Source organism: Dyella agri, from assembly GCF_044904705.1.
GTDB classification, from domain to species: Bacteria; Pseudomonadota; Gammaproteobacteria; order Xanthomonadales; family Rhodanobacteraceae; genus Rhodanobacter_A; species Rhodanobacter_A agri.
Genome location: NZ_JADIKL010000001.1, coordinates 579,437 through 600,006, shown reverse-complemented (window position 1 = coordinate 600,006; position 20,570 = coordinate 579,437). Strand labels below are relative to the sequence as shown.

General features: G+C 65.3%; 34 protein-coding genes. 32 read left to right on the top strand and 2 right to left on the bottom strand.

Going from position 1 to position 20,570, the window contains the following annotated elements; translation table 11 throughout:
* From ISP14_RS02710 to ISP14_RS02565, 30 genes are all read left to right on the top strand, one after another.
* On the top strand, positions 1–140 hold a 140-nt coding region (locus ISP14_RS02710; protein WP_449757830.1), incomplete at its 5' end, for an EF-Tu C-terminal domain-related protein.
* A 408-nt stretch (positions 141–548) separates the two neighbouring features.
* A complete protein-coding gene (gene rpsJ / locus ISP14_RS02705; RefSeq protein ID WP_014402136.1) occupies positions 549–860 on the top strand; it encodes a 30S ribosomal protein S10 in 312 nt (103 codons plus the stop codon).
* Positions 861–880: 20 nt separating this feature from the next.
* Positions 881–1,522, top strand: a complete 642-nt coding sequence (rplC, locus tag ISP14_RS02700; protein WP_192164578.1) for a 50S ribosomal protein L3 — start codon at positions 881–883, stop codon at positions 1,520–1,522.
* A gap of 11 nt (positions 1,523–1,533) precedes the next feature.
* Positions 1,534–2,136: a 50S ribosomal protein L4 gene (gene rplD / locus ISP14_RS02695; protein ID WP_404536084.1), complete on the top strand. Its 603-nt coding sequence runs from the start codon at positions 1,534–1,536 to the stop codon at positions 2,134–2,136.
* Positions 2,133–2,426, top strand: coding sequence for a 50S ribosomal protein L23 (gene rplW / locus ISP14_RS02690; RefSeq protein ID WP_404536082.1), 294 nt, complete (start codon positions 2,133–2,135; stop codon positions 2,424–2,426). The genes rplD and rplW overlap by 4 nt, the downstream gene beginning before the upstream one ends.
* 18 nt (positions 2,427–2,444) lie before the next feature.
* Positions 2,445–3,266 (top strand): 50S ribosomal protein L2, encoded by an 822-nt coding sequence (rplB, locus tag ISP14_RS02685; protein ID WP_181300975.1) that lies wholly within the window; start codon positions 2,445–2,447, stop codon positions 3,264–3,266.
* 12 nt (positions 3,267–3,278) lie between these two features.
* Entirely contained in the window at positions 3,279–3,551 is a 273-nt protein-coding gene (gene rpsS / locus ISP14_RS02680; RefSeq protein ID WP_108473256.1) for a 30S ribosomal protein S19, read from the top strand.
* Positions 3,551–3,886: a 50S ribosomal protein L22 gene (rplV, locus tag ISP14_RS02675; protein WP_404536080.1), complete on the top strand. Its 336-nt coding sequence runs from the start codon at positions 3,551–3,553 to the stop codon at positions 3,884–3,886. The genes rpsS and rplV overlap by 1 nt, the downstream gene beginning before the upstream one ends.
* Positions 3,887–3,898: 12 nt before the next feature.
* A complete protein-coding gene (gene rpsC, locus ISP14_RS02670; RefSeq protein ID WP_404536079.1) occupies positions 3,899–4,660 on the top strand; it encodes a 30S ribosomal protein S3 in 762 nt (253 codons plus the stop codon).
* An 11-nt stretch (positions 4,661–4,671) separates the two neighbouring features.
* Complete coding sequence (gene rplP, locus ISP14_RS02665; protein ID WP_181300984.1) at positions 4,672–5,085, top strand: 50S ribosomal protein L16; 414 nt, start codon at positions 4,672–4,674, stop codon at positions 5,083–5,085.
* A gap of 1 nt (position 5,086) precedes the next feature.
* Positions 5,087–5,272, top strand: a complete 186-nt coding sequence (gene rpmC, locus ISP14_RS02660; RefSeq protein WP_192105763.1) for a 50S ribosomal protein L29 — start codon at positions 5,087–5,089, stop codon at positions 5,270–5,272.
* Between the two features lie 12 nt (positions 5,273–5,284).
* Positions 5,285–5,545, top strand: coding sequence for a 30S ribosomal protein S17 (rpsQ, locus tag ISP14_RS02655; RefSeq protein ID WP_404536077.1), 261 nt, complete (start codon positions 5,285–5,287; stop codon positions 5,543–5,545).
* Positions 5,546–5,559: 14 nt separating this feature from the next.
* Positions 5,560–5,928, top strand: a complete 369-nt coding sequence (gene rplN, locus ISP14_RS02650; protein WP_007513359.1) for a 50S ribosomal protein L14 — start codon at positions 5,560–5,562, stop codon at positions 5,926–5,928.
* Between the two features lie 14 nt (positions 5,929–5,942).
* A complete protein-coding gene (gene rplX, locus ISP14_RS02645) occupies positions 5,943–6,257 on the top strand; it encodes a 50S ribosomal protein L24 (RefSeq protein ID WP_404536076.1) in 315 nt (104 codons plus the stop codon).
* Between the two features lie 11 nt (positions 6,258–6,268).
* A complete protein-coding gene (rplE, locus tag ISP14_RS02640) occupies positions 6,269–6,808 on the top strand; it encodes a 50S ribosomal protein L5 (RefSeq protein ID WP_077481322.1) in 540 nt (179 codons plus the stop codon).
* A 19-nt stretch (positions 6,809–6,827) separates the two neighbouring features.
* Complete coding sequence (rpsN, locus tag ISP14_RS02635) at positions 6,828–7,133, top strand: 30S ribosomal protein S14 (RefSeq protein ID WP_404536074.1); 306 nt, start codon at positions 6,828–6,830, stop codon at positions 7,131–7,133.
* A gap of 220 nt (positions 7,134–7,353) precedes the next feature.
* Positions 7,354–7,749, top strand: coding sequence for a 30S ribosomal protein S8 (gene rpsH / locus ISP14_RS02630; RefSeq protein WP_404536073.1), 396 nt, complete (start codon positions 7,354–7,356; stop codon positions 7,747–7,749).
* A gap of 10 nt (positions 7,750–7,759) precedes the next feature.
* The gene (gene rplF / locus ISP14_RS02625; protein ID WP_404536072.1) at positions 7,760–8,287 is read left to right on the top strand and encodes a 50S ribosomal protein L6; all 528 of its coding nucleotides are present in this window, start codon (positions 7,760–7,762) and stop codon (positions 8,285–8,287) included.
* Between the two features lie 48 nt (positions 8,288–8,335).
* A complete protein-coding gene (gene rplR / locus ISP14_RS02620) occupies positions 8,336–8,689 on the top strand; it encodes a 50S ribosomal protein L18 (protein WP_404536071.1) in 354 nt (117 codons plus the stop codon).
* A 109-nt stretch (positions 8,690–8,798) separates the two neighbouring features.
* Positions 8,799–9,308: a 30S ribosomal protein S5 gene (gene rpsE / locus ISP14_RS02615; protein ID WP_181301007.1), complete on the top strand. Its 510-nt coding sequence runs from the start codon at positions 8,799–8,801 to the stop codon at positions 9,306–9,308.
* Positions 9,301–9,498, top strand: coding sequence for a 50S ribosomal protein L30 (rpmD, locus tag ISP14_RS02610; protein ID WP_404536070.1), 198 nt, complete (start codon positions 9,301–9,303; stop codon positions 9,496–9,498). Before rpsE ends, rpmD begins: the two co-directional genes overlap by 8 nt.
* Positions 9,498–9,935 (top strand): 50S ribosomal protein L15, encoded by a 438-nt coding sequence (gene rplO, locus ISP14_RS02605; protein ID WP_404536100.1) that lies wholly within the window; start codon positions 9,498–9,500, stop codon positions 9,933–9,935. Before rpmD ends, rplO begins: the two co-directional genes overlap by 1 nt.
* 4 nt (positions 9,936–9,939) lie before the next feature.
* Positions 9,940–11,262: a preprotein translocase subunit SecY gene (secY, locus tag ISP14_RS02600; protein ID WP_404536069.1), complete on the top strand. Its 1,323-nt coding sequence runs from the start codon at positions 9,940–9,942 to the stop codon at positions 11,260–11,262.
* Positions 11,263–11,399: 137 nt separating this feature from the next.
* Positions 11,400–11,756: a 30S ribosomal protein S13 gene (rpsM, locus tag ISP14_RS02595; RefSeq protein ID WP_192105753.1), complete on the top strand. Its 357-nt coding sequence runs from the start codon at positions 11,400–11,402 to the stop codon at positions 11,754–11,756.
* Between the two features lie 12 nt (positions 11,757–11,768).
* Complete coding sequence (gene rpsK, locus ISP14_RS02590; protein WP_007513384.1) at positions 11,769–12,155, top strand: 30S ribosomal protein S11; 387 nt, start codon at positions 11,769–11,771, stop codon at positions 12,153–12,155.
* 12 nt (positions 12,156–12,167) lie between these two features.
* Complete coding sequence (gene rpsD, locus ISP14_RS02585; protein ID WP_404536065.1) at positions 12,168–12,794, top strand: 30S ribosomal protein S4; 627 nt, start codon at positions 12,168–12,170, stop codon at positions 12,792–12,794.
* A 15-nt stretch (positions 12,795–12,809) separates the two neighbouring features.
* Positions 12,810–13,808 carry a DNA-directed RNA polymerase subunit alpha gene (locus ISP14_RS02580; protein ID WP_192105751.1) on the top strand — a complete coding sequence of 333 codons (999 nt, stop codon included), beginning with the start codon at positions 12,810–12,812 and terminating at the stop codon, positions 13,806–13,808.
* 244 nt (positions 13,809–14,052) lie between these two features.
* Positions 14,053–14,436, top strand: coding sequence for a 50S ribosomal protein L17 (rplQ, locus tag ISP14_RS02575; protein WP_181301027.1), 384 nt, complete (start codon positions 14,053–14,055; stop codon positions 14,434–14,436).
* Positions 14,437–14,658: 222 nt separating this feature from the next.
* A complete protein-coding gene (locus ISP14_RS02570) occupies positions 14,659–15,177 on the top strand; it encodes a disulfide bond formation protein B (RefSeq protein WP_404536063.1) in 519 nt (172 codons plus the stop codon).
* Entirely contained in the window at positions 15,177–16,544 is a 1,368-nt protein-coding gene (locus ISP14_RS02565; RefSeq protein WP_404536061.1) for a class II 3-deoxy-7-phosphoheptulonate synthase, read from the top strand. The genes ISP14_RS02570 and ISP14_RS02565 overlap by 1 nt, the downstream gene beginning before the upstream one ends.
* Positions 16,545–16,561: 17 nt before the next feature.
* Here ISP14_RS02565 and ISP14_RS02560 read toward each other — a convergent pair whose 3' ends face one another.
* Together ISP14_RS02560 and ISP14_RS02555 are read right to left on the bottom strand one after the other, a co-directional pair.
* The gene (locus tag ISP14_RS02560; protein ID WP_404536059.1) at positions 16,562–16,783 is read right to left on the bottom strand and encodes a GDCCVxC domain-containing (seleno)protein; all 222 of its coding nucleotides are present in this window, start codon (positions 16,781–16,783) and stop codon (positions 16,562–16,564) included.
* 5 nt (positions 16,784–16,788) lie between these two features.
* Positions 16,789–18,390, bottom strand: coding sequence for an amidase (locus ISP14_RS02555; RefSeq protein WP_404536057.1), 1,602 nt, complete (start codon positions 18,388–18,390; stop codon positions 16,789–16,791).
* A gap of 180 nt (positions 18,391–18,570) precedes the next feature.
* Between ISP14_RS02555 and ISP14_RS02550 the strand changes: the two genes are divergently transcribed.
* Both ISP14_RS02550 and ISP14_RS02545 read left to right on the top strand, forming a co-directional pair.
* Positions 18,571–19,263 (top strand): c-type cytochrome, encoded by a 693-nt coding sequence (locus tag ISP14_RS02550; protein ID WP_404536055.1) that lies wholly within the window; start codon positions 18,571–18,573, stop codon positions 19,261–19,263.
* Positions 19,260–20,552 (top strand): c-type cytochrome, encoded by a 1,293-nt coding sequence (locus ISP14_RS02545; RefSeq protein ID WP_404536053.1) that lies wholly within the window; start codon positions 19,260–19,262, stop codon positions 20,550–20,552. Before ISP14_RS02550 ends, ISP14_RS02545 begins: the two co-directional genes overlap by 4 nt.
* Positions 20,553–20,570: the final 18 nt, after the last annotated feature.

Here is a 20,570-nt window from a genome sequence, read left to right as displayed (position 1 = left end):
AGATGGTGATGCCGGGCGACAACATCAAAATGGTGGTGAGCCTGATCCACCCGATCGCGATGGACCAGGGTCTGCGCTTCGCCATTCGCGAAGGCGGCCGTACCGTCGGCGCCGGCGTGGTGGCCAAGGTCATCAAGTAATACCCCTCGCGGCGGGCCGGCATACCGGTCCGCCGCAGGTCGTTTCGGGGAGCTTCGGCGAATTGCGCCGGGGGGGCTTCACTCGGCCAGGATTTGCCGCTATACTTTGCAGCTCACTTGCCGGGCGGACGCGATTCCGACTGGCTTACCGCGAAATGAGGCGCAGGAAGTGCTTCGAGTTCGCAGGCCGTGGACGGCCATTGCGTTAGGTGTGATTCCGGGTCGATTCCCGTCGTCGCACCAACTGCGCAGCAGGATTTGCGCCAGGCGAGCCATCATGTGCTCGCTTGGCGTTTTGCAGGTCGGGGTTGTGCATCGCGCGGCCCCGGTGGTTCCAGAGAGCAGTGCGATGCGGTGAGAAGCCGCCTCGTTGCACATTCAAGTTCTTTTGATAACAGGACACGGTTTATGGCGAACCAGAAGATTCGCATTCGGCTCAAGGCGTTCGATCATCGTCTGATCGACCGTTCGGCCAGCGAGATCGTCGAGACGGCCAAGCGCACGGGCGCCACGGTGCTCGGCCCCATCCCGCTCCCGACCAAGATCGAGCGTTACACCATTCTGGTGTCGCCGCACGTCGACAAGGATGCACGCGACCAGTACGAGACCCGTACCCACAAGCGTGTGCTCGACATCGTCGACCCCAACGACAAGACCGTGGACGCGCTCATGAAGCTTGATCTCGCCGCTGGCGTCGATGTTCAGATCAAGCTCGGTTGAGCGATAGACAGGATACGAACATGAGTATCGGACTGGTAGGCCGCAAGTGCGGCATGAGCCGACTCTTCACTGAGGACGGACGCTCGATTCCGGTGACGCTGATTGAAGCGACCCCGAACCGCGTCACCCAGCTGAAGACGGAAGACAACGATGGCTACAGCGCGGTGCAGGTCGCGGCGGGTGTGAAGCGCGCTAGCCTGCTGACGGCGCCGCTGAAGGGCCACTACGCCAAGGCCAAAGTTGAGCCGGGTCGTGGTTTGTGGGAGTTCCGCGTGTCCGCCGACGACCTCGGCAAGTACAGCGTGGGCGCGGAGATCAAGGCGGACGAGGTGTTCTCGGTCGGCCAGATCGTCGACGTCGCCGGCGTCTCGAAGGGCAAGGGCTTCCAGGGCACCATCAAGCGCCACAACTTCAAGATGGGCGATGCGACGCACGGTAACTCGCTGTCGCACCGCGCGCCGGGTTCGATCGGCCAGCGCCAGACGCCGGGCCGCGTGTTCCCAGGTAAGAAGATGTCGGGCCACATGGGTGCGGTGAACCGCACGCAGCAGGGTCTGGAAGTGGTCAAGGTCGACGCCGAGCGTCACCTGATCGCGGTGAAGGGCGCTGTCCCCGGTGCGACCGGTGGCGACGTCGTCATCCGTCCGACCACCAAGGGTTGAGGAGAGACGCCATGGAACTGAATGTCATTGGCGCCAAGCCGCTCAGCGTGTCGGACGAAGTGTTCGGCGGCGAGTTCAAGCAGGCCCTGATTCACCAGGTGGTGGTTGCGTACCAGGCCGGCGGTCGCGCCGGTACCAAGGCGCAGCTGTCGCGTGGTGAGTTGTCGGGTACCACCAAGAAGTTCAAGAAGCAGAAGGGCGGCGGCGCCCGTCACGGCGACTACCGTGCCCCGATCTTCGTGGGCGGTGGTGTGACCTTTGCCGCGAAGCCGCGCAGCTACGAGCAGAAGGTCAACCGCAAGGCTTACCGCGTCGCGATCCGCTCGATTCTGGCCGAGCTGAACCGCCAGGGTCGTCTGAAGGTGGTCGAGGGCTTCGGCGTCGATCAGCCCAAGACCAAGGCGATGGTTGCCAAGCTCGCCGAGCTGCAGGTTTCCGGTCGCGTGCTGCTGGTTTCCGAGGATGCCAACGAGGCGCTGTACCTGGCCGCGCGCAACATCCCCTACCTGCACGTGTTGGACGTGATGGCGCTGAACCCGGTCAGTCTGGTCGGTTCCGACCACATCGTCATGACCGTTGACGCCGTGAAGAAGATCGAGGAGTGGCTGGCATGAGCAACGAACGCATTCTCGACACGCTGCGCGCGCCGCACATCTCCGAGAAGTCGGCTCGCGTCAGCGAGCACAACCAGTACGTTTTCGTGGTGGCCCCCGAGGCGACCAAGGCCGATGTCCGTGAGGCGGTGGAGAAGATGTTCGACGTCAAGGTCGAGCAGGTGAACCTCGTCAACAGCAGGGGCAAGGTCAAGTCCTTCCGTTTCCGCGCTGGCAGCCGCCAGGGCAAGCGCAAGGCTTATGTGCGCCTCGCCGATGGCCAGTCCATCGACGTGTCGGCCAAGGCCTGAGCCAGGAGTTGAATTGAGATGGCACTGATCACTCATAAGCCGACCTCGCCGGGTCGCCGCGACGCAGTCAGCGTCCGCACCGAAGGCCTGCACAAGGGCGCGCCGTACGCGGCGTTGACCGAGTCGCAGTCCAAGACCGGCGGTCGCAACCACTTCGGCCGCATCACCACGCGTCATCGTGGCGGCGGTCACAAGCAGCATTACCGCATCATCGACTTCAAGCGCGACAAGGAAGGCATTGCCGCCAAGGTCGAGCGCATCGAATACGATCCGAACCGCACCGCGCACATCGCGCTGCTGTGCTACGCCGACGGCGAGCGCCGCTACATTATCGCGCCGAAGGGCGTGCAGGTGGGCGACCGTCTGCTGTCCGGTCACGACGCGCCGATCAAGGCCGGCAACTGCCTGCAGCTGCGCAGCATCCCGGTGGGTTCCACCATCCACTGCATCGAGATGAAGCCGGGCAAGGGCGCGCAGATCGCTCGCTCCGCCGGCGCCTCGGTTCAGCTGGTGGCCCGCGAGTCCGGCTACGCCACGCTGCGTCTTCGCTCAGGCGAAATGCGCCGCGTGCCGGTCGAGTGCCGCGCTACCATCGGTGAAGTCGGCAACGGCGAGCACAGCCTGAAGAAGCTCGGCAAGGCCGGCGCCAAGCGCTGGCTGGGTATCCGCCCGACCGTCCGCGGCGTGGTGATGAACCCGGTCGACCACCCGCACGGCGGTGGTGAAGGCCGTACCTCCGGCGGCCGTCATCCGGTCAGCCCGTGGGGCACGCCGACCAAGGGTTACAAGACCCGCAACAACAAGCGCACGCAGCAGTTCATCGTGCGTCGCCGCAAGTAACAGGAACCCGACATGCCACGCTCTCTGAAGAAAGGTCCGTTCGTCGACCTTCACCTCGCCAAGAAGGTGGAAGCCGCGGTTTCCGCCAACAACAAGCGCCCGATCAAGACCTGGTCGCGTCGCTCGATGATCCTGCCCGAAATGGTGGGCCTGACCATCGCCATCCACAACGGCCGCCAGCACGTGCCGGTGCTCATCAACGAGAACATGGTCGGGCACAAGCTCGGCGAGTTCGCGGTGACGCGCACCTTCAAGGGCCACGTCGGCGACAAGAAGGGCAAGTGATGAGCACCGAAGCCAAAGCGATCCTGCGCGGCGCCCGCATCTCGGCGCAGAAGGCACGCCTGGTGGCTGACCTGGTCCGCGGCATGCCCGTCGGCCGAGCCAGCGACGTGCTCAACTTCACCAACAAGAAGGCCGCACACCTTGTTCGCAAGGTGCTGCTGTCGGCAGTCGCCAACGCCGAGAACAACCTCGGCGCCGATGTCGACGAGCTGAAGGTCTCGCGCATCTTCGTGGACGAAGGTCCCGCGATGAAGCGCATGTATGCCCGCGCCAAGGGTCGCGGTTCCCGCATCCTGAAGCGCACCAGCCACATCACCGTGGTCGTCGGCGAGTAAGAGGAGAAGACGATGGGTCATAAAGTTCATCCCACCGGCATCCGCCTCGGCATCGCCAAGGACTGGAACGCCAAGTGGTACGCCAACAAGGGCGACTACGCGAAGTATCTCGTGGCGGACATCAAGGTCCGTGAGATGCTGAAGAAGAAGCTGGCTGCCGCCGGCATCTCGAAGATCCTGATCGAGCGCCCGGCCAAGACCGCGCGCGTGACGATCCACACCGCCCGTCCGGGCGTGGTGATCGGCAAGAAGGGCGAGGATATCGAGAAGCTGCGCAAGGAAGTCAGCGACCTGATGGGCGTCCCGACGCACATCAACGTCAACGAAGTGCGCAAGCCCGAGCTGGACGCCCAGCTGGTAGCCGAGTCGATCGCGCAGCAGCTGGAACGCCGCATCATGTTCCGCCGCGCGATGAAGCGCTCGGTCGGCAACGCGATGCGCCTGGGCGCGCTGGGCATCAAGATCAACGTGTCCGGTCGTCTGAACGGCGCCGAGATCGCTCGCTCCGAGTGGGCGCGCGAAGGCCGCGTGCCGCTGCACACCCTGCGTGCGGACATCGACTACGGCACCGCCGAAGCGAAGACCCAGTACGGCATCATCGGCATCAAGGTGTGGGTCTACAAGGGCGAAGTCTTCGACGTGACCCAGATCGGCCAGGAGCCGAAGGACGAGTCTCCGGCGCCGTCGCGTCGTGAGGGCGGCGAAGGCCGGCGTGACCGCGACCGCGAACCGCGTCGTGACGGCGAAGGCCGTCGCGAGCGCGCGGCGAAGTAAGGAGAGTTGCCATGTTGCAACCCAAGCGAACCAAATACCGCAAGCAGTTCAAGGGCCGTAACGACGGTCTGGCGCAATGCGCCAACCTCGTCAGCTTCGGCGAATTCGGCCTGAAGGCGACCACCCACGGCGCGCTGACCGCGCGTCAGATCGAGGCTGGCCGCCGTTGCATCACCCGCTTCGTGAAGCGTGGCGGCAAGCTGTGGATCCGCGTGTTCCCGGACAAGCCGATCACCAAGAAGCCGATCGAAGTGCGTATGGGCGCCGGCAAGGGCGGCGTGGAGTTCTGGGTCGCCCCGATCCAGCCCGGTCGCATGCTTTATGAAATCGAGGGCATTGACGAGGTGTCGGCACGCGAGGCGTTCCGCCTGGCCGCCGCCAAGCTCTCGGTGCAGACCCAGTTCGTGACCCGGGCGGTGATGTGATATGGCCATCAAAGATCTGACCACCAAGTCGGCCGAAGAGCTCAATCAGCACCTGCTGGACCTGCGCAAGGAACAGTTCAACCTGCGCATGCAGAAGGGTGCCGGCCAGCTCAATCAGCCGCATCAGCTGCGCCGCGTCAGGCGCGACATCGCCCGCACGAAGTTCGTGCTCGGCGGCAAGAAGTAAGGGACCGCCGATATGAGCGACAACCAGAAGCAGGCGCGTACCCTCGAAGGTCGCGTCATCAGCAACAAGATGGACAAGACGGTCACCGTCCTGATCGAGCGCCAGGTGCAGCACGGCCTGCTGGGCAAGATCGTGCGCCGGTCGACCAAGCTGCACGCGCAGGACGACCTCGGCGCGAACGAGGGTGACCTCGTGCGCATCGCCGAATGCCGTCCGCTGTCCAAGACCAAGCATCACCGCGTGGTCGAAATCGTCACCCGCGCTAACGTCTAAGGGAGGGTGCAGACATGATCCAGATGCAAAGCACGCTTTCCGCAGCGGACAACAGCGGTGCCAAGGAACTGATGTGCATCAAGGTGCTCGGCGGCTCCAAGCGTCGTTACGCCGCGATCGGTGACGTGATCAAGGTCACCGTGAAGGATGCCATTCCGCGCGGCAAGGTGAAGAAGGGCGAGGTGTACAATGCCGTGGTGGTGCGTACCGCCAAGGGTGTGCGCCGTCCCGATGGCTCGCTGATCCGTTTCGACGGCAATGCAGCGGTGCTCCTCAACAACAAGCTCGAGCCGATCGGCACCCGTATTTTCGGGCCGGTCACCCGCGAGCTGCGCAGCGAGAAGTTCATGAAGATCGTCTCGCTCGCGCCCGAAGTGCTCTGAGCGGAGTCCTGAACATGAACCGTATCCGCAAAGGCGATCAGGTCCTCGTGATCGCCGGCAAGAACAAGGGTCAGCGCGGCGAAGTGCTGCGCGTCGCGGAAGACCGCGTTTACGTCTCCAACGTGAACCTGGTCAAGCGCCACACCAAGCCGAATCCGCAGGCCAACCAGGCCGGCGGCATCGTCGAGCGTGAGGCCCCGATCCATCTCTCCAATGTGCAGCTGTTCAACCCCGCCACGAACAAGGGTGAACGCGTTGGCACCAAGACGCTCGCAGATGGGCGCAAGGTCCGCGTGTTCCGTTCGAATGGCGAGGTCGTGGACGCGTAAGGATTAATGACATGACGCGCCTTGAGACGTTTTACAAAGAGCAGGTAGTGCCGAAGCTCACCGAGAAGTTCGGCTACCAGAACGTGATGCAGGTTCCCCGCATCACCAAGATCACGCTGAACATGGGCGTGGGCGAAGCCGCGGGCAACAAGAAGATCCTCGAGAACGCCGTGGCCGACATGGCGAAGATCTCGGGCCAGAAGCCGATCACGACCAAGGCGCGCGTATCCGTGGCCTCGTTCAAGATCCGCGACGGCTGGCCGATCGGTTGCAAGGTGACCCTGCGCCGCGCCCAGATGTTCGAGTTCCTCGACCGCCTGATCAACATCTCGCTGCCCCGCGTCCGCGATTTCCGCGGCGTGTCGGGTCGCGCCTTCGACGGCCGTGGCAACTTCAACTTCGGCATCAAGGAACAGATCATCTTCCCGGAAATCGACTTCGACGCGGTCGACGCGATGCGCGGTATGGACATCGCCATCACCACCACCGCGAAGACCGATGCCGAGGCCAAGGCGCTGCTGGAAGCCTTCAGCTTCCCGTTCCGCAACTGATAGACGCGAGAGATATCCCATGGCAAAGACCTCGATGGTCAACCGCGACATCAAGCGGACCAAGCTCGTCAAGAAGTACGCCGCCAAGCGCGCCGAACTGAAGGCGATCGTGCTGAGCACCACCGCCTCCTACGAGGAGAAGATGGAAGCGCAGACCAAGCTGCAGAAGCTGCCGCGCGACGCCAGCCCGGCCCGCCAGCGCACCCGTTGCGCGCTGACCGGCCGTCCGCGCGCCGTGTACGCCAAGTTCAACCTCGGTCGCAACAAGCTGCGCGAAGCCACCATGCGTGGCGACGTGCCCGGCCTGCGCAAGGCCAGCTGGTAAGACCCAAACTGGGGCAGGGCGGACGAGTTCGCCCGGCCTGATGCGGCGGCAGGCCCCGATGGCTGCCGTCGTTGGCGCAATCCCCGCGCCGATGTTCGCAAAGCCGGAAAAAGCTGCTATAGTCGTCGGTCTGCGCAACGCAGGCTGGCGCTTTGTCAGCACTACAATCTAGAAGATTTCCGGTTTTATCGGATATCGGTGCACTCTGAAGGATGTTTTCATGAGCATGACTGATCCCATCGCCGACATGTTCACGCGTGTCCGCAACGCCCAGCTGATGGGCAAGCCGACGGTACGCATGCCGTCGTCGAAGCTGAAGGTGGCGATCGCCGGCCTTCTCAAGAACGAAGGCTATATTCTCGACGTGCAGACCTCCCAGGAGGAGGGCAAGCCGCAGCTCGAGATCAAGCTGAAGTATTTCGAGGGCCGTCCGGCCATCGAGTCCATTTCCCGCGTCAGCCGCTCCGGTCTGCGCATCTACCGCGGCAAGGACGAACTGCCGAAGGTGCTCGGCGGTCTGGGCATCTCGATCATCTCGACGTCCGCCGGTCTGCTGACCGACGCGCAAGCCCGTGCCAAGGGCCTGGGCGGCGAAGTCATCGGCCAGGTCGCCTAAGGAGCCGACGATGTCACGTGTTGCCAAGAAGACGATCAACCTGCCGAAGGGCGTGGAGCTGAAGGCTGCGGCCGACGGCGTTTCCGTGAAGGGCCCGAAGGGCACGCTGTCCATCCATGCGCTGCCCGGCGTGTCGCTCAAGATCGACGGCGATGCCGTCAACATCGAGCTGGCCGAGGGCGCCGACGACAAGTTCGGCGGCACCGCGCGCGCGCTGCTGGCCAACATGGTCAAGGGCGTGTCCGAGGGTTACGAGCGCAAGCTGGAGCTGGTCGGCGTGGGTTACCGCGCATCGATGGCCGGCAAGGCGCTGAACCTGAGCCTGGGCTTCTCGCACCCGGTGGTGTTCGAGGCCCCGGCCGGTATCACCCTGGAAACCCCCACGCAGACGGAAATCCTGATCAAGGGTGCCGACAAGCAGGCGGTAGGCCAGGTGGCCGCGAAGATCCGCGCCTTCCGTGCTCCGGAGCCCTACAAGGGCAAGGGCGTGCGCTATGCCGGCGAGAAGATCACCTTGAAGGAAGCCAAGAAGGCGTAAGTGAGTTAACCGCTCATACAAGCCGATCCGCTTTCGAGGAACAGACAGATGAACAAGAACGAATCCCGCCTGCGCCGTGCCAAGTCCACGCGCTCGCACATCCGCAAGCTTGGCGTGGCGCGCCTGTCGGTGCATCGCACCGGCCAGCACCTCTACGCCCAGGTGTTCGCCGCCGACGGCCAGAACGTGGTGGCAGCTGCCTCCACCGTGCAGAAGTCGGTGGCCGAGGGCCTGAAGGGCACCAAGAATCTGACCGCCGCTGCCGCGGTGGGCAAGGCTGTCGCCGAGCGTGCGCTGGCCGCCGGCGTGGAGTCGGTGGCGTTCGATCGCTCCGGCTTCCGCTTCCACGGCCGCATCAAGGCGCTGGCCGATGCGGCACGCGAGGCCGGCCTGAAGTTCTGAAGATCGGGGCGGGATTCCCGGAATCCCGCCCTCCATCAGCAACACACAACAACAAGCGGCCCAGCCGCAAGCAAAAGTCCCGGATGGTCCGGGCACACGGAACAGAGATATGTCTTCCAACGATCGCGAAAATTCGGACGGCCTGCTCGAGAAGCTGATTGCCGTCAACCGCGTGGCCAAGACCGTCAAGGGTGGCCGCCAGATGAGTTTCACCGCGCTGACCGTGGTCGGCGACGGCGAGGGCAAGGTCGGCTTCGGCTATGGCAAGGCGCGTGAAGTGCCGGTCGCCATCTCCAAGGCCATGGAGCGCGCCCGTCGCAACATGGTGAACATCGACCTGAACAACGGCACCCTGTGGTATGCCATCAAGGCCAACCACGGTGCGGCCCGCGTCTACATGCAGCCGGCCTCCGAAGGTACCGGCGTGATCGCCGGCGGTGCCATGCGCGCCGTGCTGGAAGTGGTCGGCGTGAAGAACGTGCTGGCCAAGGCCGTCGGTTCGCGCAACCCGATCAACCTGGTGCGCGCCACCATCAAGGGCCTGCAGGCAGTCGCCTCGCCGAAGCAGATCGCCGCCAAGCGTGGCAAGACCGTGGAAGAGGTGCTGGGCAATGGCTAAGCAGAACGAAACCGCCGGCACCGTGCGCGTGCGCCTGGTGAAGGGCCTGCGCGGTGTGCAGGCGCGGCATCGTCTCAGCGTCAAGGCGCTGGGCCTGAACAAGACCAACGACGTCCGTGAGCTGAAGGACAGCCCGCAGGTGCGTGGCCTGATCAACACGGTCTACTACCTGGTCCGGGTCGAGGAGTAATCATCATGCGTCTCAACGACATCAAGCCCGCCGCCGGTTCGCGCAAGACGCGCCTGCGCGTGGGTCGCGGCATCGGTTCGGGCCTCGGCAAGACGGCCGGCCGCGGTCACAAGGGTCAGCACGCCCGCGCCGGCGGCACCCACAAGTACGGTTTCGAAGGCGGCCAGATGCCGCTGCAGCGCCGTTTGCCCAAGGTCGGCTTCCGCTCCAAGCTGAAGGCCGAGAGCCAGCAGGTGTTCCTGTACCAGCTGGCCAACCTCAAGGCCGACGTGATCGACGCCATCGTGCTGCATCAGGCTGGCCTGATCGACAGCCGTGCGAAGAAGGTCAAGGTCGTGCTGAAGGGCGAGATCGGTCGTGCGGTGAAGCTGTCGGGCCTGCTGGCCACGGCTGGTGCCAAGGCTGCCATCGAGGCGGCCGGCGGCAGCGTGGAGTAATCGCGTGGCCCAGGCCAAAGGCAACGCACTCGGCAAGTTCGGCAAACTGACCGAACTGCGGCAGCGCATCTTCTTCGTGATCGGTGCGCTGCTGGTGTTCCGCCTCGGCTCGTTCATTCCCGTGCCGGGCGTGAACCCCGATGCAATGACCAACCTGGTCAACGGCAACGGCCTGATGGACATGTTCAACATGTTCTCGGGCGGTGCGTTGGCGCGCTTCTCGGTGTTCGCGCTGGGCGTGGTGCCGTACATCTCGGCGTCCATCGTGATCCAGATGATGGGTTCGGTGATCCCGAGCCTGCAGGCGCTGCGCAAGGAAGGCGAGTCCGGCAAGCGCCGGATGACGATGTACACGCGCATCGGCACCGTGGGTCTGGCGCTGTTCCAGTCCTTCGGCATCGCGGTGGCGCTGCAGAAGCAGGTCGCTACGGGCGGCGCGCCGGTGGTGTACACCCCGGGCTTCGGCTTCGTGCTGGCCTCGGTGGTGGGTCTGACCGCTGGCACCATGTTCCTGATGTGGCTGGGCGAGCAGATGACCGAGCGCGGCATCGGCAACGGTATCTCGCTGCTGATCTTCGCCGGCATCGTGGCTGGCCTGCCCGGCGCGGTGGTACATACCTTGGGCATGTCCAGCAACGGCGAACTGTCGGTGCTGATGCTGCTGATCGTGTTCGCGGTCGTGCTCGGTGTCACTGCGTTCTGCGTGTTCATGGAACGTGCGCAGCGACGGATCACAGTGAACTATGCACGGCGTTCCGGTGGTCAGCGTGCCTACCAGAACCAGAGCTCGAACCTGCCGCTGAAGATCAACATGTCGGGTGTGATCCCGCCGATCTTCGCGTCCAGCCTGCTGATGTTCCCGGCGACCGCGGTGAGCTGGTTCGGTGCCGGCCATCAGGCGCGCTGGCTGCAGGATCTGAGCCAGGCGCTGAATCCGGGTGAGCCGCTGTGGGCCATCGTCTACTCGGTGCTGGTGATTGGTTTCGCGTTCTTCTACACCGCGATCGTGTTCAACGCGGAGGAGACGGCGGACAACCTCAAGCGCTCCGGCGCGTTGATTCCGGGCATCCGTCCGGGTCGCGCCACCGCCGGCTACATCGACGGCGTGATGACCCGCTTGACCGGCGTCGGCGCGCTGTACCTGGTGCTGGTCTGCCTGGTGCCGTCGTTCATGCAGAAGTTCTGGCACGTGCCGTTCTATTTCGGCGGTACCTCGCTGCTGATCGTGGTGGTCGTGGTGATGGATTTCACGGCGCAGGTGCAGGCGCACCTGGTCAGTCACCAGTACGAAAGTTTGCTTAAGAAGGCCAATCTCCGTCGCAACTAGTGGCTGCTGGGCGCGGGAGAGGGGTCGAAAACCCGGAGGGCCGGGCGGCGTTGGGCGCCGCAGGGCTTTCCTGACAAGTTGATTCAAGATAGAATTGCGCGTTTACCGCGCACGAAACGCATCGGAGAAAGTACATCATGGCGCGCATCGCGGGTGTCAATTTGCCGGTCCAGAAGCATGTCTGGGTTGGCCTGCAGAGCATTTACGGCATCGGCCGCAGCCGGGCCAAGAAGGTCTGCGTGGATGCTGGCGTGGTTCCCACCACCCAGATCAAGTCGCTGAGTGAAGGCGAAGTGGAAAAGCTTCGTGCAGAAATCGCCAAGTATGTCGTGGAAGGCGATCTGCGCCGCGAAGTGGGCATGGCGATCAAGCGTCTGATGGACCTGGGCTGCTATCGCGGTCTGCGCCATCGTCGCGGTCTGCCGGTGCGCGGTCAGCGCACGCGTACCAACGCACGCACCCGCAAGGGTCCGCGTCGCGCCATCAAGAAGTAACGGATCGAGAATATGGCCAAGCCTGTCAAGACCAAGAAGAAGATCAAGCGCGTTGTCACGGATGCCGTGGCCCACGTGCAGGCCTCCTTCAACAACACCATCGTCACCATCACCGATCGCCAGGGCAATGCCCTGTCGTGGGCGACTGCCGGCGGCGCGGGTTTCCGCGGTTCGCGCAAGTCGACCCCGTTCGCCGCCCAGGTCGCCGCCGAAAAGGCTGGCCGTGCCGCCGGCGATTACGGCGTGAAGACCGTGGAAGTGCGCATCAAGGGCCCGGGCCCGGGTCGCGAGTCGGCCGTGCGTTCGCTGAACGCCTTGGGTTACAAGGTGCTCAACATCATCGACGTCACGCCGATCCCGCATAACGGCTGCCGTCCCCCCAAGAAGCGTCGAGTCTAAGGAGTAGTCACCATGGCCCGTTATCGTGGAGCTACCTGCAAGCTCGCCCGCCGCGAAGGCGCTGATCTCAGCCTGAAGAGCCCGGCCCGCGCGATCGACTCCAAGTGCAAGCTGGAGAACAAGCCCGGCCAGCATGGCGCCAACAAGCGCATGCGCATGTCCGACTACGCCGTCCAGCTGCGCGAGAAGCAGAAGGTCAAGCGTATCTACGGCGTGCTCGAGCGTCAGTTCAGCAACTACTACTCGAAGGCGTCGACCCTCAAGGGCAACACCGGCGAGAACCTGCTGCGCCTGCTCGAAAGCCGCCTGGACAATGTCGTCTACCGCATGGGCTTCGCGGTCACCCGCGCCCAGGCCCGCCAGCTGGTCGCTCACAAGGCGATCCTGGTCAATGGCAAGAAGGTGAACATTCCTTCCTACCAGGTCAAGCCGGGCGACGCGATTGCGCTGACCGAGCGCGCCCGCAGCCAGCTGCGCGTGCAGGAAGCGGCGACCGTGTTCGACACCATGGACCTGCGTCCGGGTTGGGTCGAGGTCGACAGCAAGAAGTTCGAAGGTACGTTCAAGGCGTTGCCGGATCGCGGCGATCTGCCGTCCGACATCAACGAAGCCCTGATCGTCGAACTTTACTCGAAGTAATCACCGGAGCACTGCATGGCAGTTTCGTCTACTAGCGTGCTGCGGCCGCGTGGCCTCAGCGTCGAACAGCTTGGCGCCAACCGCGCCAAGGTGGTGGTCGAGCCGCTCGAGCGCGGTTTCGGTCACACCTTGGGCAATGCGCTCCGTCGCGTCCTGCTTTCCTCGATCCCCGGCAGCGCCATCGTCGAGGTCGAGATCGATGGCGTGCTGCACGAATACACCACGCTTGAGGGCCTGCAGGAGGACGTGATCGAAGTCCTGCTGAACCTCAAGGACGTGGCAATCCGCCAGCACACCGGCGACGAGGTCACCCTGACCCTGTCCAAGAAGGGCAAGGGCGTGGTCACGGCCGGCGACATCGTCGTCGACCACTCGGTGGAAATCATCAACCCCGAGCACGTGATCTGCCACCTGACCAAGGACATCGCGCTCAACATGCGCCTGAAGGTGCGTCGCGGCGTGGGTTACCAGCCGGCCAGCGCCCGCGTCCATCCGGACGACGAAGCGCGCCCGATCGGTCGCCTGCAGCTGGACGCGTCGTTCGCGCCGGTGCTGCGCGTGGCTTACGAAGTGGACGCCGCTCGTGTCGAGCAGCGCACCAACCTCGACAAGCTCGTGCTGGACATCGAGACCAACGGCACCATCGGTGCCGAGGACGCGGTGCGCAAGGCCGCCGAGATCATCAACGACCAGCTGTCGGTGTTCGGTGACTTCTCGCGTCGCGAGAGCGCCACCGATAAGGCCGAGAAGAGCGGTTTCGACCCGCTGCTGCTGCGTCCGATCGACGATCTGGAGCTCACCGTGCGTTCGGCGAACTGCCTGAAGGCCGAGAGCATCTACTACATCGGCGATCTGGTGCAGAAGACCGAGGTCGAGCTGCTGAAGACGCCGAACCTGGGCAAGAAGTCGCTCACCGAGATCAAGGACGTCCTTGGCTCGCGCGGCCTGGCCCTGGGCATGAAGCTCGAGAACTGGCCGCCGGCCGGCCTCTCGCACGGCATGCAGTTGGGTTGATGAGTTACTGGTGCGATCATCCTTGATCGTCATGTAGCCAGACATCGGCCAAGGCGTGCATAGCGCCTTGGCCGAGCACCAAAAGCGGCCATCCATGGCCGCACTCCTCATAAGAGCTCTTGCTCCGATGAGGGATCTTAAAAAAGAGCCTCGCTTCGATGAGGCCATAAAAGCGGGTAACCGCGGGGTGTTGGACACAGGTGCCAGCGCTTCATAACAACAGACCACATAGAGAGTATTCGCCATGCGCCACATGAAATCCGGTCGCAAGCTCAACCGCACCAGCGCCCACCGTGAAGCGATGTTCAAGAACATGGCTTCGTCGCTGTTCAAGCACGAGCTGATCCGTACCACCTTGCCGAAGGCCAAGGAACTGCGCCGCGTCGCCGAGCCGCTGATCACCCTGGCCAAGACCGACGGCGTCGCCAACCGCCGCCTTGCCTTCGCGCGCCTGCGCGACAAGGAAGCGGTCGGCAAGCTGTTCGTCGAGCTGGGCCCGCGTTACCGCGAGCGTCCCGGCGGCTACCTGCGTATCCTGAAGTGCGGTTTCCGCGACGGTGACAATGCGCCGATGGCCTACGTCGAGCTGGTCGGCCGTCCGCAGGCCGAGGCCGTCGACGCCGAGTAAGCGCAATACGTACGGACATCCAGACGTCCGAATGAAACCCCGGCCGGGAAACCAGCCGGGGTTTTTTCATGGGGCACATCCCGGAGCGCCGCCCTTGCGGGCGCCCGGCGAATGGGCAAAGTCCTCGACCTTGCAGCCCTTGTCGTTTAGTCGTTGCGCGCATTGCTGACAGTCCGCTGGCAAGCGGGTAATGTCGTATCTCCGCTCCCTGCCGTGGCATCCATGAACCCCTTGCGCTGGTCGTTTCGCGTCAGTCTCCTTGCCGGCTTTCTGGTCTGTGCCGGCCTGATCGGTTTCGCGCTGTACGCGCAGTACTCGCTGCAGATGGATCCCTGTCCGCTGTGCATCCTGCAGCGCGTGGCGTTCATCGCGCTCGGCCTGGTGTTCCTGGTCGGCGGTCTGCATGCGCCACGCGGCAACGGACGATGGATCTACGTCGCGCTGCTGGCGCTGGTCGCGCTGGTGGGCATCGGCATCGCCGCGCGCCACCTGTGGATCCAGTCGCTGCCGCTGGACCAGGTGCCGAGTTGCGGCGCGCCGCTGGGCTATCTGCTGGAAACCCGTGCCAGCAACGGCGGCCTGATCCACGTGCTGCTCAAGGTGCTTACCGGCTCGGGTGAATGCGCCAAGGTGCAGCCCATCCTCGGCTTGTCGATGCCGTGGTGGTCGCTGATCTGGTTCGTGCTGCTGGGTATCTGGGCCGTGCTGGCCGGCCTGCGCCGCCCGCTGGGGGCACGGTGATGAACGATCCGCAGCAGGCCGTGTTCGCGGCGGATTGGGCACCGGCGTCGTGGCTGCGGCGCGAGGCGTTGCAGCAGCCGTATTACGAAGACGCTGCCGAACTGGCGCAGGCCACGGCGCAGTTGGCGCAGCTGCCGCCGCTGGTGACCTCGTGGGAGGTACTGGCGCTCAAGCAGGCGCTGGCCGAAGCGCAGGAAGGCAAGCGCTTTCTGCTGCAGGGCGGCGACTGTGCCGAGAGCTTCGCCGACTGCACCAGCCCGATCATCTCCAACCGGCTCAAGGTGCTGTTGCAGATGAGCCTGGTGCTGGTGCACGGCTTGAAGAAGCCGGTGCTGCGCGTGGGGCGTTTCGCCGGCCAGTACGCCAAGCCGCGTTCGGCCGACACCGAGACGCGCGACGGCGTGACCTTGCCCAGTTTCCGCGGCGACGTGGTCAACGGCCCCGAGTTCACCGCGGCCGCGCGCCGCGCCGATCCGCAGCGTCTGATCGGTGCCCATGCGCATTCCGCGCTGACGATGAACTTCGTGCGTGCGCTGATCGACGGCGGTTTCGCCGACCTGCATCACCCTGAATACTGGGACCTTGCCTGGGTCGAACATTCGCCGCTGGCCGCCGAATACCGCCGCATGGTGGCCGGCATCGGCGATTCGCTGCGTTTCATGGAGACGCTGGCCGGGCCGATCGCCGGTTTCACCAAGGTGGATTTCTTCACCTCGCACGAGGCGTTGCTTTTGCATTACGAGCAGGCGCTGACCCGCGAGGTGCCGCGGCATCCGGGCTGGTTCAACCTGTCCACCCATTTCCCGTGGATCGGCATGCGCACGGCGGCGCTGGACGGTGCGCACGTGGAATATTTCCGCGGCATCCGCAATCCGGTCGCGGTAAAGGTCGGTCCCACGGTAACCGCCGAGCAGTTGCTGCCGCTGATCGACGCGCTGAACCCGCAGAACGAGCCCGGCCGGCTCAGCCTGGTCCACCGCATGGGCAACGCGAAGATCGGCACGGCGCTGCCGCCGCTGCTTGAAGCGGTGAAGCGCGAGGGCCGTCGCGTGCTGTGGGTGGCCGATCCCATGCACGGCAACACCGAGAGTACCTCCAACGGCTACAAGACCCGCCGTTTCGACAACATCCGCGGGGAGCTCGACCAGGCTTTCGACATTCATGCCGCCGCCGGCACGCGGCTGGGCGGCGTGCACCTGGAACTCACCGGCGAGGACGTCACCGAGTGCACCGGCGGTGCGCGCGGCCTGTCCGAAGCCGACCTGGAACGTGCGTACAAGTCGATGGTCGATCCGCGCCTCAACTACGAGCAGTCGCTGGAGTTGGCGATGCTGATCGTGCGCAAGTCGGTCGGCGCCGACGCCTGAGCGCGGCGTCGCCGCACTCAATGCGCTCCGCAGCAGCCCTTGCCCTGTTGCTGCACCGGCGGGCAGGGCACGTCGCCCCAGGAGCAGAACACGCAGCAGTCGCCCGGCTTCGGGCGCAGCAGCGCGCCGCAGCCGGGGCAGTCGTGGAAGAACACGCAGGCGTTGGTCGGCATGGTCTCGATGCTGCGATGCCTGCAGTGCGGGCAGGTAAGAGTGCTTTGCAGCTGCGGTTCGTGCATGGCTCTCAGCGTCCAGGCGGCACCGGCTTGCCCGCGACCGTGTCGAGGAACTTCGGCGGCTGCCACGCGTGCGTATGCTGCTCGAAGCCGTAAGCCATCGAGATCAGCGCGGGCTCGCTCCATTTCGTTCCGAAGAACACGATGCCCACCGGCAGGCCGTGCGCCCAGCCGGCGGGCACGGTGATGGACGGATAGCCAGCCACCGCGGCGGGTTGCGAGGCGCCGCCGACAGTGGGGTCGCCGCTGACGATATGGTCGCCCAGCACCGGATCGGTCGTGAAGGCGGGACCCCATGAAGGGGCGAGCAACGCATCGAGATGATCGGCCTTGAGCGCCGCATCGATGCCCTCCGGGCCAGACAGCTGCTTCGCCTTGGCCAGTGCATCGCGATAGGCCGCATCGGTGAGCGGCCCCTTGGTCTCGGCCTGCTCGAACAGCTCCTGCCCGAACCACGTCATTTCCTCGGCGGCGTGCGCCTTGTCGAAGGCGATCAGGTCGGCCAGCGTGTGCACCTTCAAGCCGGTGCGGGTTTCGAGGTAGGCGTTGATGTCGTGCTTGAAGTCGTAAAGCATCACGGCAATTTCCGGATCGCCGAGTTCTTTCAGGTGCGGCAACTTCACCGGATCGACGATGATCGCGCCCTGAGCCTTCATCGCGGCGATCGCCGCGTCGAGCACGCGGTCGGCGTTCGGCTCATTGCCGGCGAGCTCGCGCACCACGCCGATGCGCTTGCCCTTGAGCCCGTTCGGGTCGAGGTACTTGGTGTAGTCGGTGGCGTGCTTGTCGGCGTCGACGGTGGCCGGGTCGCGCGGATCGCTGCCGGCGATCGCGCCGAGCAGGGCGGCGGCGTCGGCCACATTTCGTGCAATCGGGCCGGCGGTGTCCTGGTTGTGGGTGATCGGCACGATGCCGGCGCGGCTCACCAGGCCCAGTGTGGGCTTGATACCGACGATGCCGTTCATCGACGCGGGGCAGATGATCGAGCCGTCGGTTTCGGTGCCGATCGCCACCGTGGCGAGGCCGGCCGCCACCGCAGCGGCGGAACCGGAACTGGAGCCGCAGGGATTGCGATCCAATGCGTACGGATTCCTTGTCTGTCCGCCGACACCGCTCCAGCCGCTGGAGGCGTGATTGGAGCGGAAATCCGCCCATTCGCTGAGGTTGGTCTTGCCGAGGATCACGGCGCCAGCCGTGCGCAGCTTCGTTACCAGCGTGGCATCGCGCGGTGCGGGCGCGTCCGTCAGTGCCAGCGAGCCGGCGGTGGTCCGCTCGTGGTCGCCGGTGTCGATGTTGTCCTTCAGCAGCACCGGGATACCGTACAGCGGGCCGTGCGCCTTGCCGCGCTTCGCATCGAGCGCGGCGGCGATCTTCAAGGCATCGGGGTTGGTTTCAAGCACCGCGTGCAGCGCAGGGCCGCTCTGGTCGATCCGGCGAATGCGGGCAAGGTACTGTTGCGTCAGCACCTGACTGCCCAGTGTGCCCTCGCTCATGCGTTGCTGCAGCTGGGCGATGGAGGCATAGGCATCGTCGTGCTGCTGGGCACACAACGGTGCGCTGGCGAGCAGGGCGGTGGCAAGCAGCGAACGGGCGAGCAATCGGTGCGTCATGGCATCCCCGGCAGGTGCGGCACGGTGTCGCGATCGGCAGAGCATAGCCCGGTGCGCCGCGGCACGGCAGAGGGATCTGCCTATACTCGGCCGATGGATCTGCACCTGTCTTGCCCGACGCGAGTGGTCGCAGGGCGGCTACTTCGATATCTGTCGTTCCTGGCACTCTCGCTGTTGCTGATGCCGGCTTTCGCCGCCTCGTCCGCGATACCGTCGCCGGCCGCGCCGAGGGTGCCCGACACCTTGCAGCAGCGCATCGCCGCCTGCACCGCCTGCCATGGTGCGCATGGCGAGGGTTCGCCCGGCAGCGGCTTCTTCCCGCGTCTCGCCGGCAAGCCGGCGGGCTACCTGGTGAGGCAGTTGCAGGATTTCCAGAACGGCCTGCGCAAGTACGCGCCGATGGAATACACGGTGCGCGGACTCGATCCGGCTTATCTGCGCGAGATTGCCGAGTACTTCTCGACACAGCAGGTGCCGTACGCGCGCTCGCCGCTGCCGGCAGTATCCGCGGCGACGCTGCAACGCGGCGCACAGCTGGTGAGCACGGGTGATCCGGCGCGCGGCATTCCCGCCTGCGAGCGTTGCCACGGCAGCCAGCTCACCGGCGTGGAGCCGGATATCCCCGGTCTGGTCGGCCTGCCGTATGACTACATCAGTGCCCAGCTCGGTGCCTGGCGCACCCGCACGCGCGGCACGGTGGCGCCGGATTGCATGGCCGAAGTGGCCGGTCGCCTGAGCGAAACCGACATCACCGCCGTGGCGGCCTGGCTGGCCGGCCGCGAACTGCCGGCCGACATGCACGCGCAACCGGCGGGCAGCGTGCAGCCGCCGCTGCACTGCGGCGTGCTGGCAGGCAACGGGGCTGGCACATGAGACGGCTGCGTCGTGTCGTGCTGGTCGTCGTGCTGTTGGCGCTGGCGTCACTGGCGTGGTGGCTGCTCCGCCCCCTTGGCCACGCGCCGGTTCCGCGCGGCGCCAGCGCCGTGAGCGCGGCCACGCTGCGCGACCCGGCCCTGATCGCGCGCGGCGCCTACCTCGCCGCCGCCGGCGATTGCGCCGCCTGCCACACCAGGCGAGGCGGCCAGCCGTATGCCGGCGCTCGCCTGATTCCCACGCCGTTCGGCAACGTCGCGGCCCCCAATCTCACACCGGATGCGGCTACTGGCCTCGGCGACTGGAGCTTCGAGGACTTCTGGCAGGCCATGCATCGCGGTATTGGCCGGCATGGCGAGCCGCTGTATCCCGCATTTCCCTATACCTCCTACACTTGGGTCACGCGCGACGATGCGCTGGCGATCTACGCCTGGCTGCAATCCCTGCCGCCGGTTAGCCAGCCGCCGGTGCCGAATCAGCTGGCGTTTCCCTACAAGCTGCGCCGATTGCTGGTCGCATGGCGCGCGCTGTATTTCCGCGAAGCCGTTTTCCAGCCTGATCCGCAGCGTTCGGCTGCGTGGAATCGCGGCGCTTACCTGGTGCAGGGGCTTGGCCACTGCAACGAATGCCATGCGCCACGCAATGCGCTGGGCGCGATCGCGCGCGACCGTTTCCTCGGCGGCGGCGAAATTCCGGCCCAGCACTGGTACGCGTCCGGTCTCGGCATGCAAGGCCGCGGCGGCCTTGATGGCTGGAGCGAGCGGGACGTCGTCGACCTGCTGAAGACTGGCCAGTCCACTCGCGGCATCGCCTTCGGCCCGATGGCCGACGTGGTGCGGCAGAGCACCCAGCACTTGGACGATAACGACTTGCACGCCATCGCCGACTACCTTGCCGCGTTGCCGCCGCATCCGGCGCCGACGACAACGACGGCGCCGTTCGATGCCGGGCGCATGGTGACGCAGGGCGGGGCGATTTACCGGCAACGCTGCAGCGATTGCCACGGCAGCGACGGCCGCGGCGTGTCCGGCATCTACCCGCCACTGGACGGTAACGTCTCGGTGACCGAACCCAGCGGCATCAACGCGATCCGCGCGGTGTTGCTCGGCGGCTTCGCGCCCGGCACCAGCGCACGTCCGCGCCCGTACTCCATGCCGCCTTACGCACAGCAACTCGATGACGCCGAGGTCGCCAGCGTGGTCAGCTACATCCGCCAGGCCTGGTCGAACCGCGCCCCGGCGGTGCGCGAGCAAGATGTATCCAGATACCGGCACACGCCGATCGAGTGAGATTCGCATCCGGCCGTG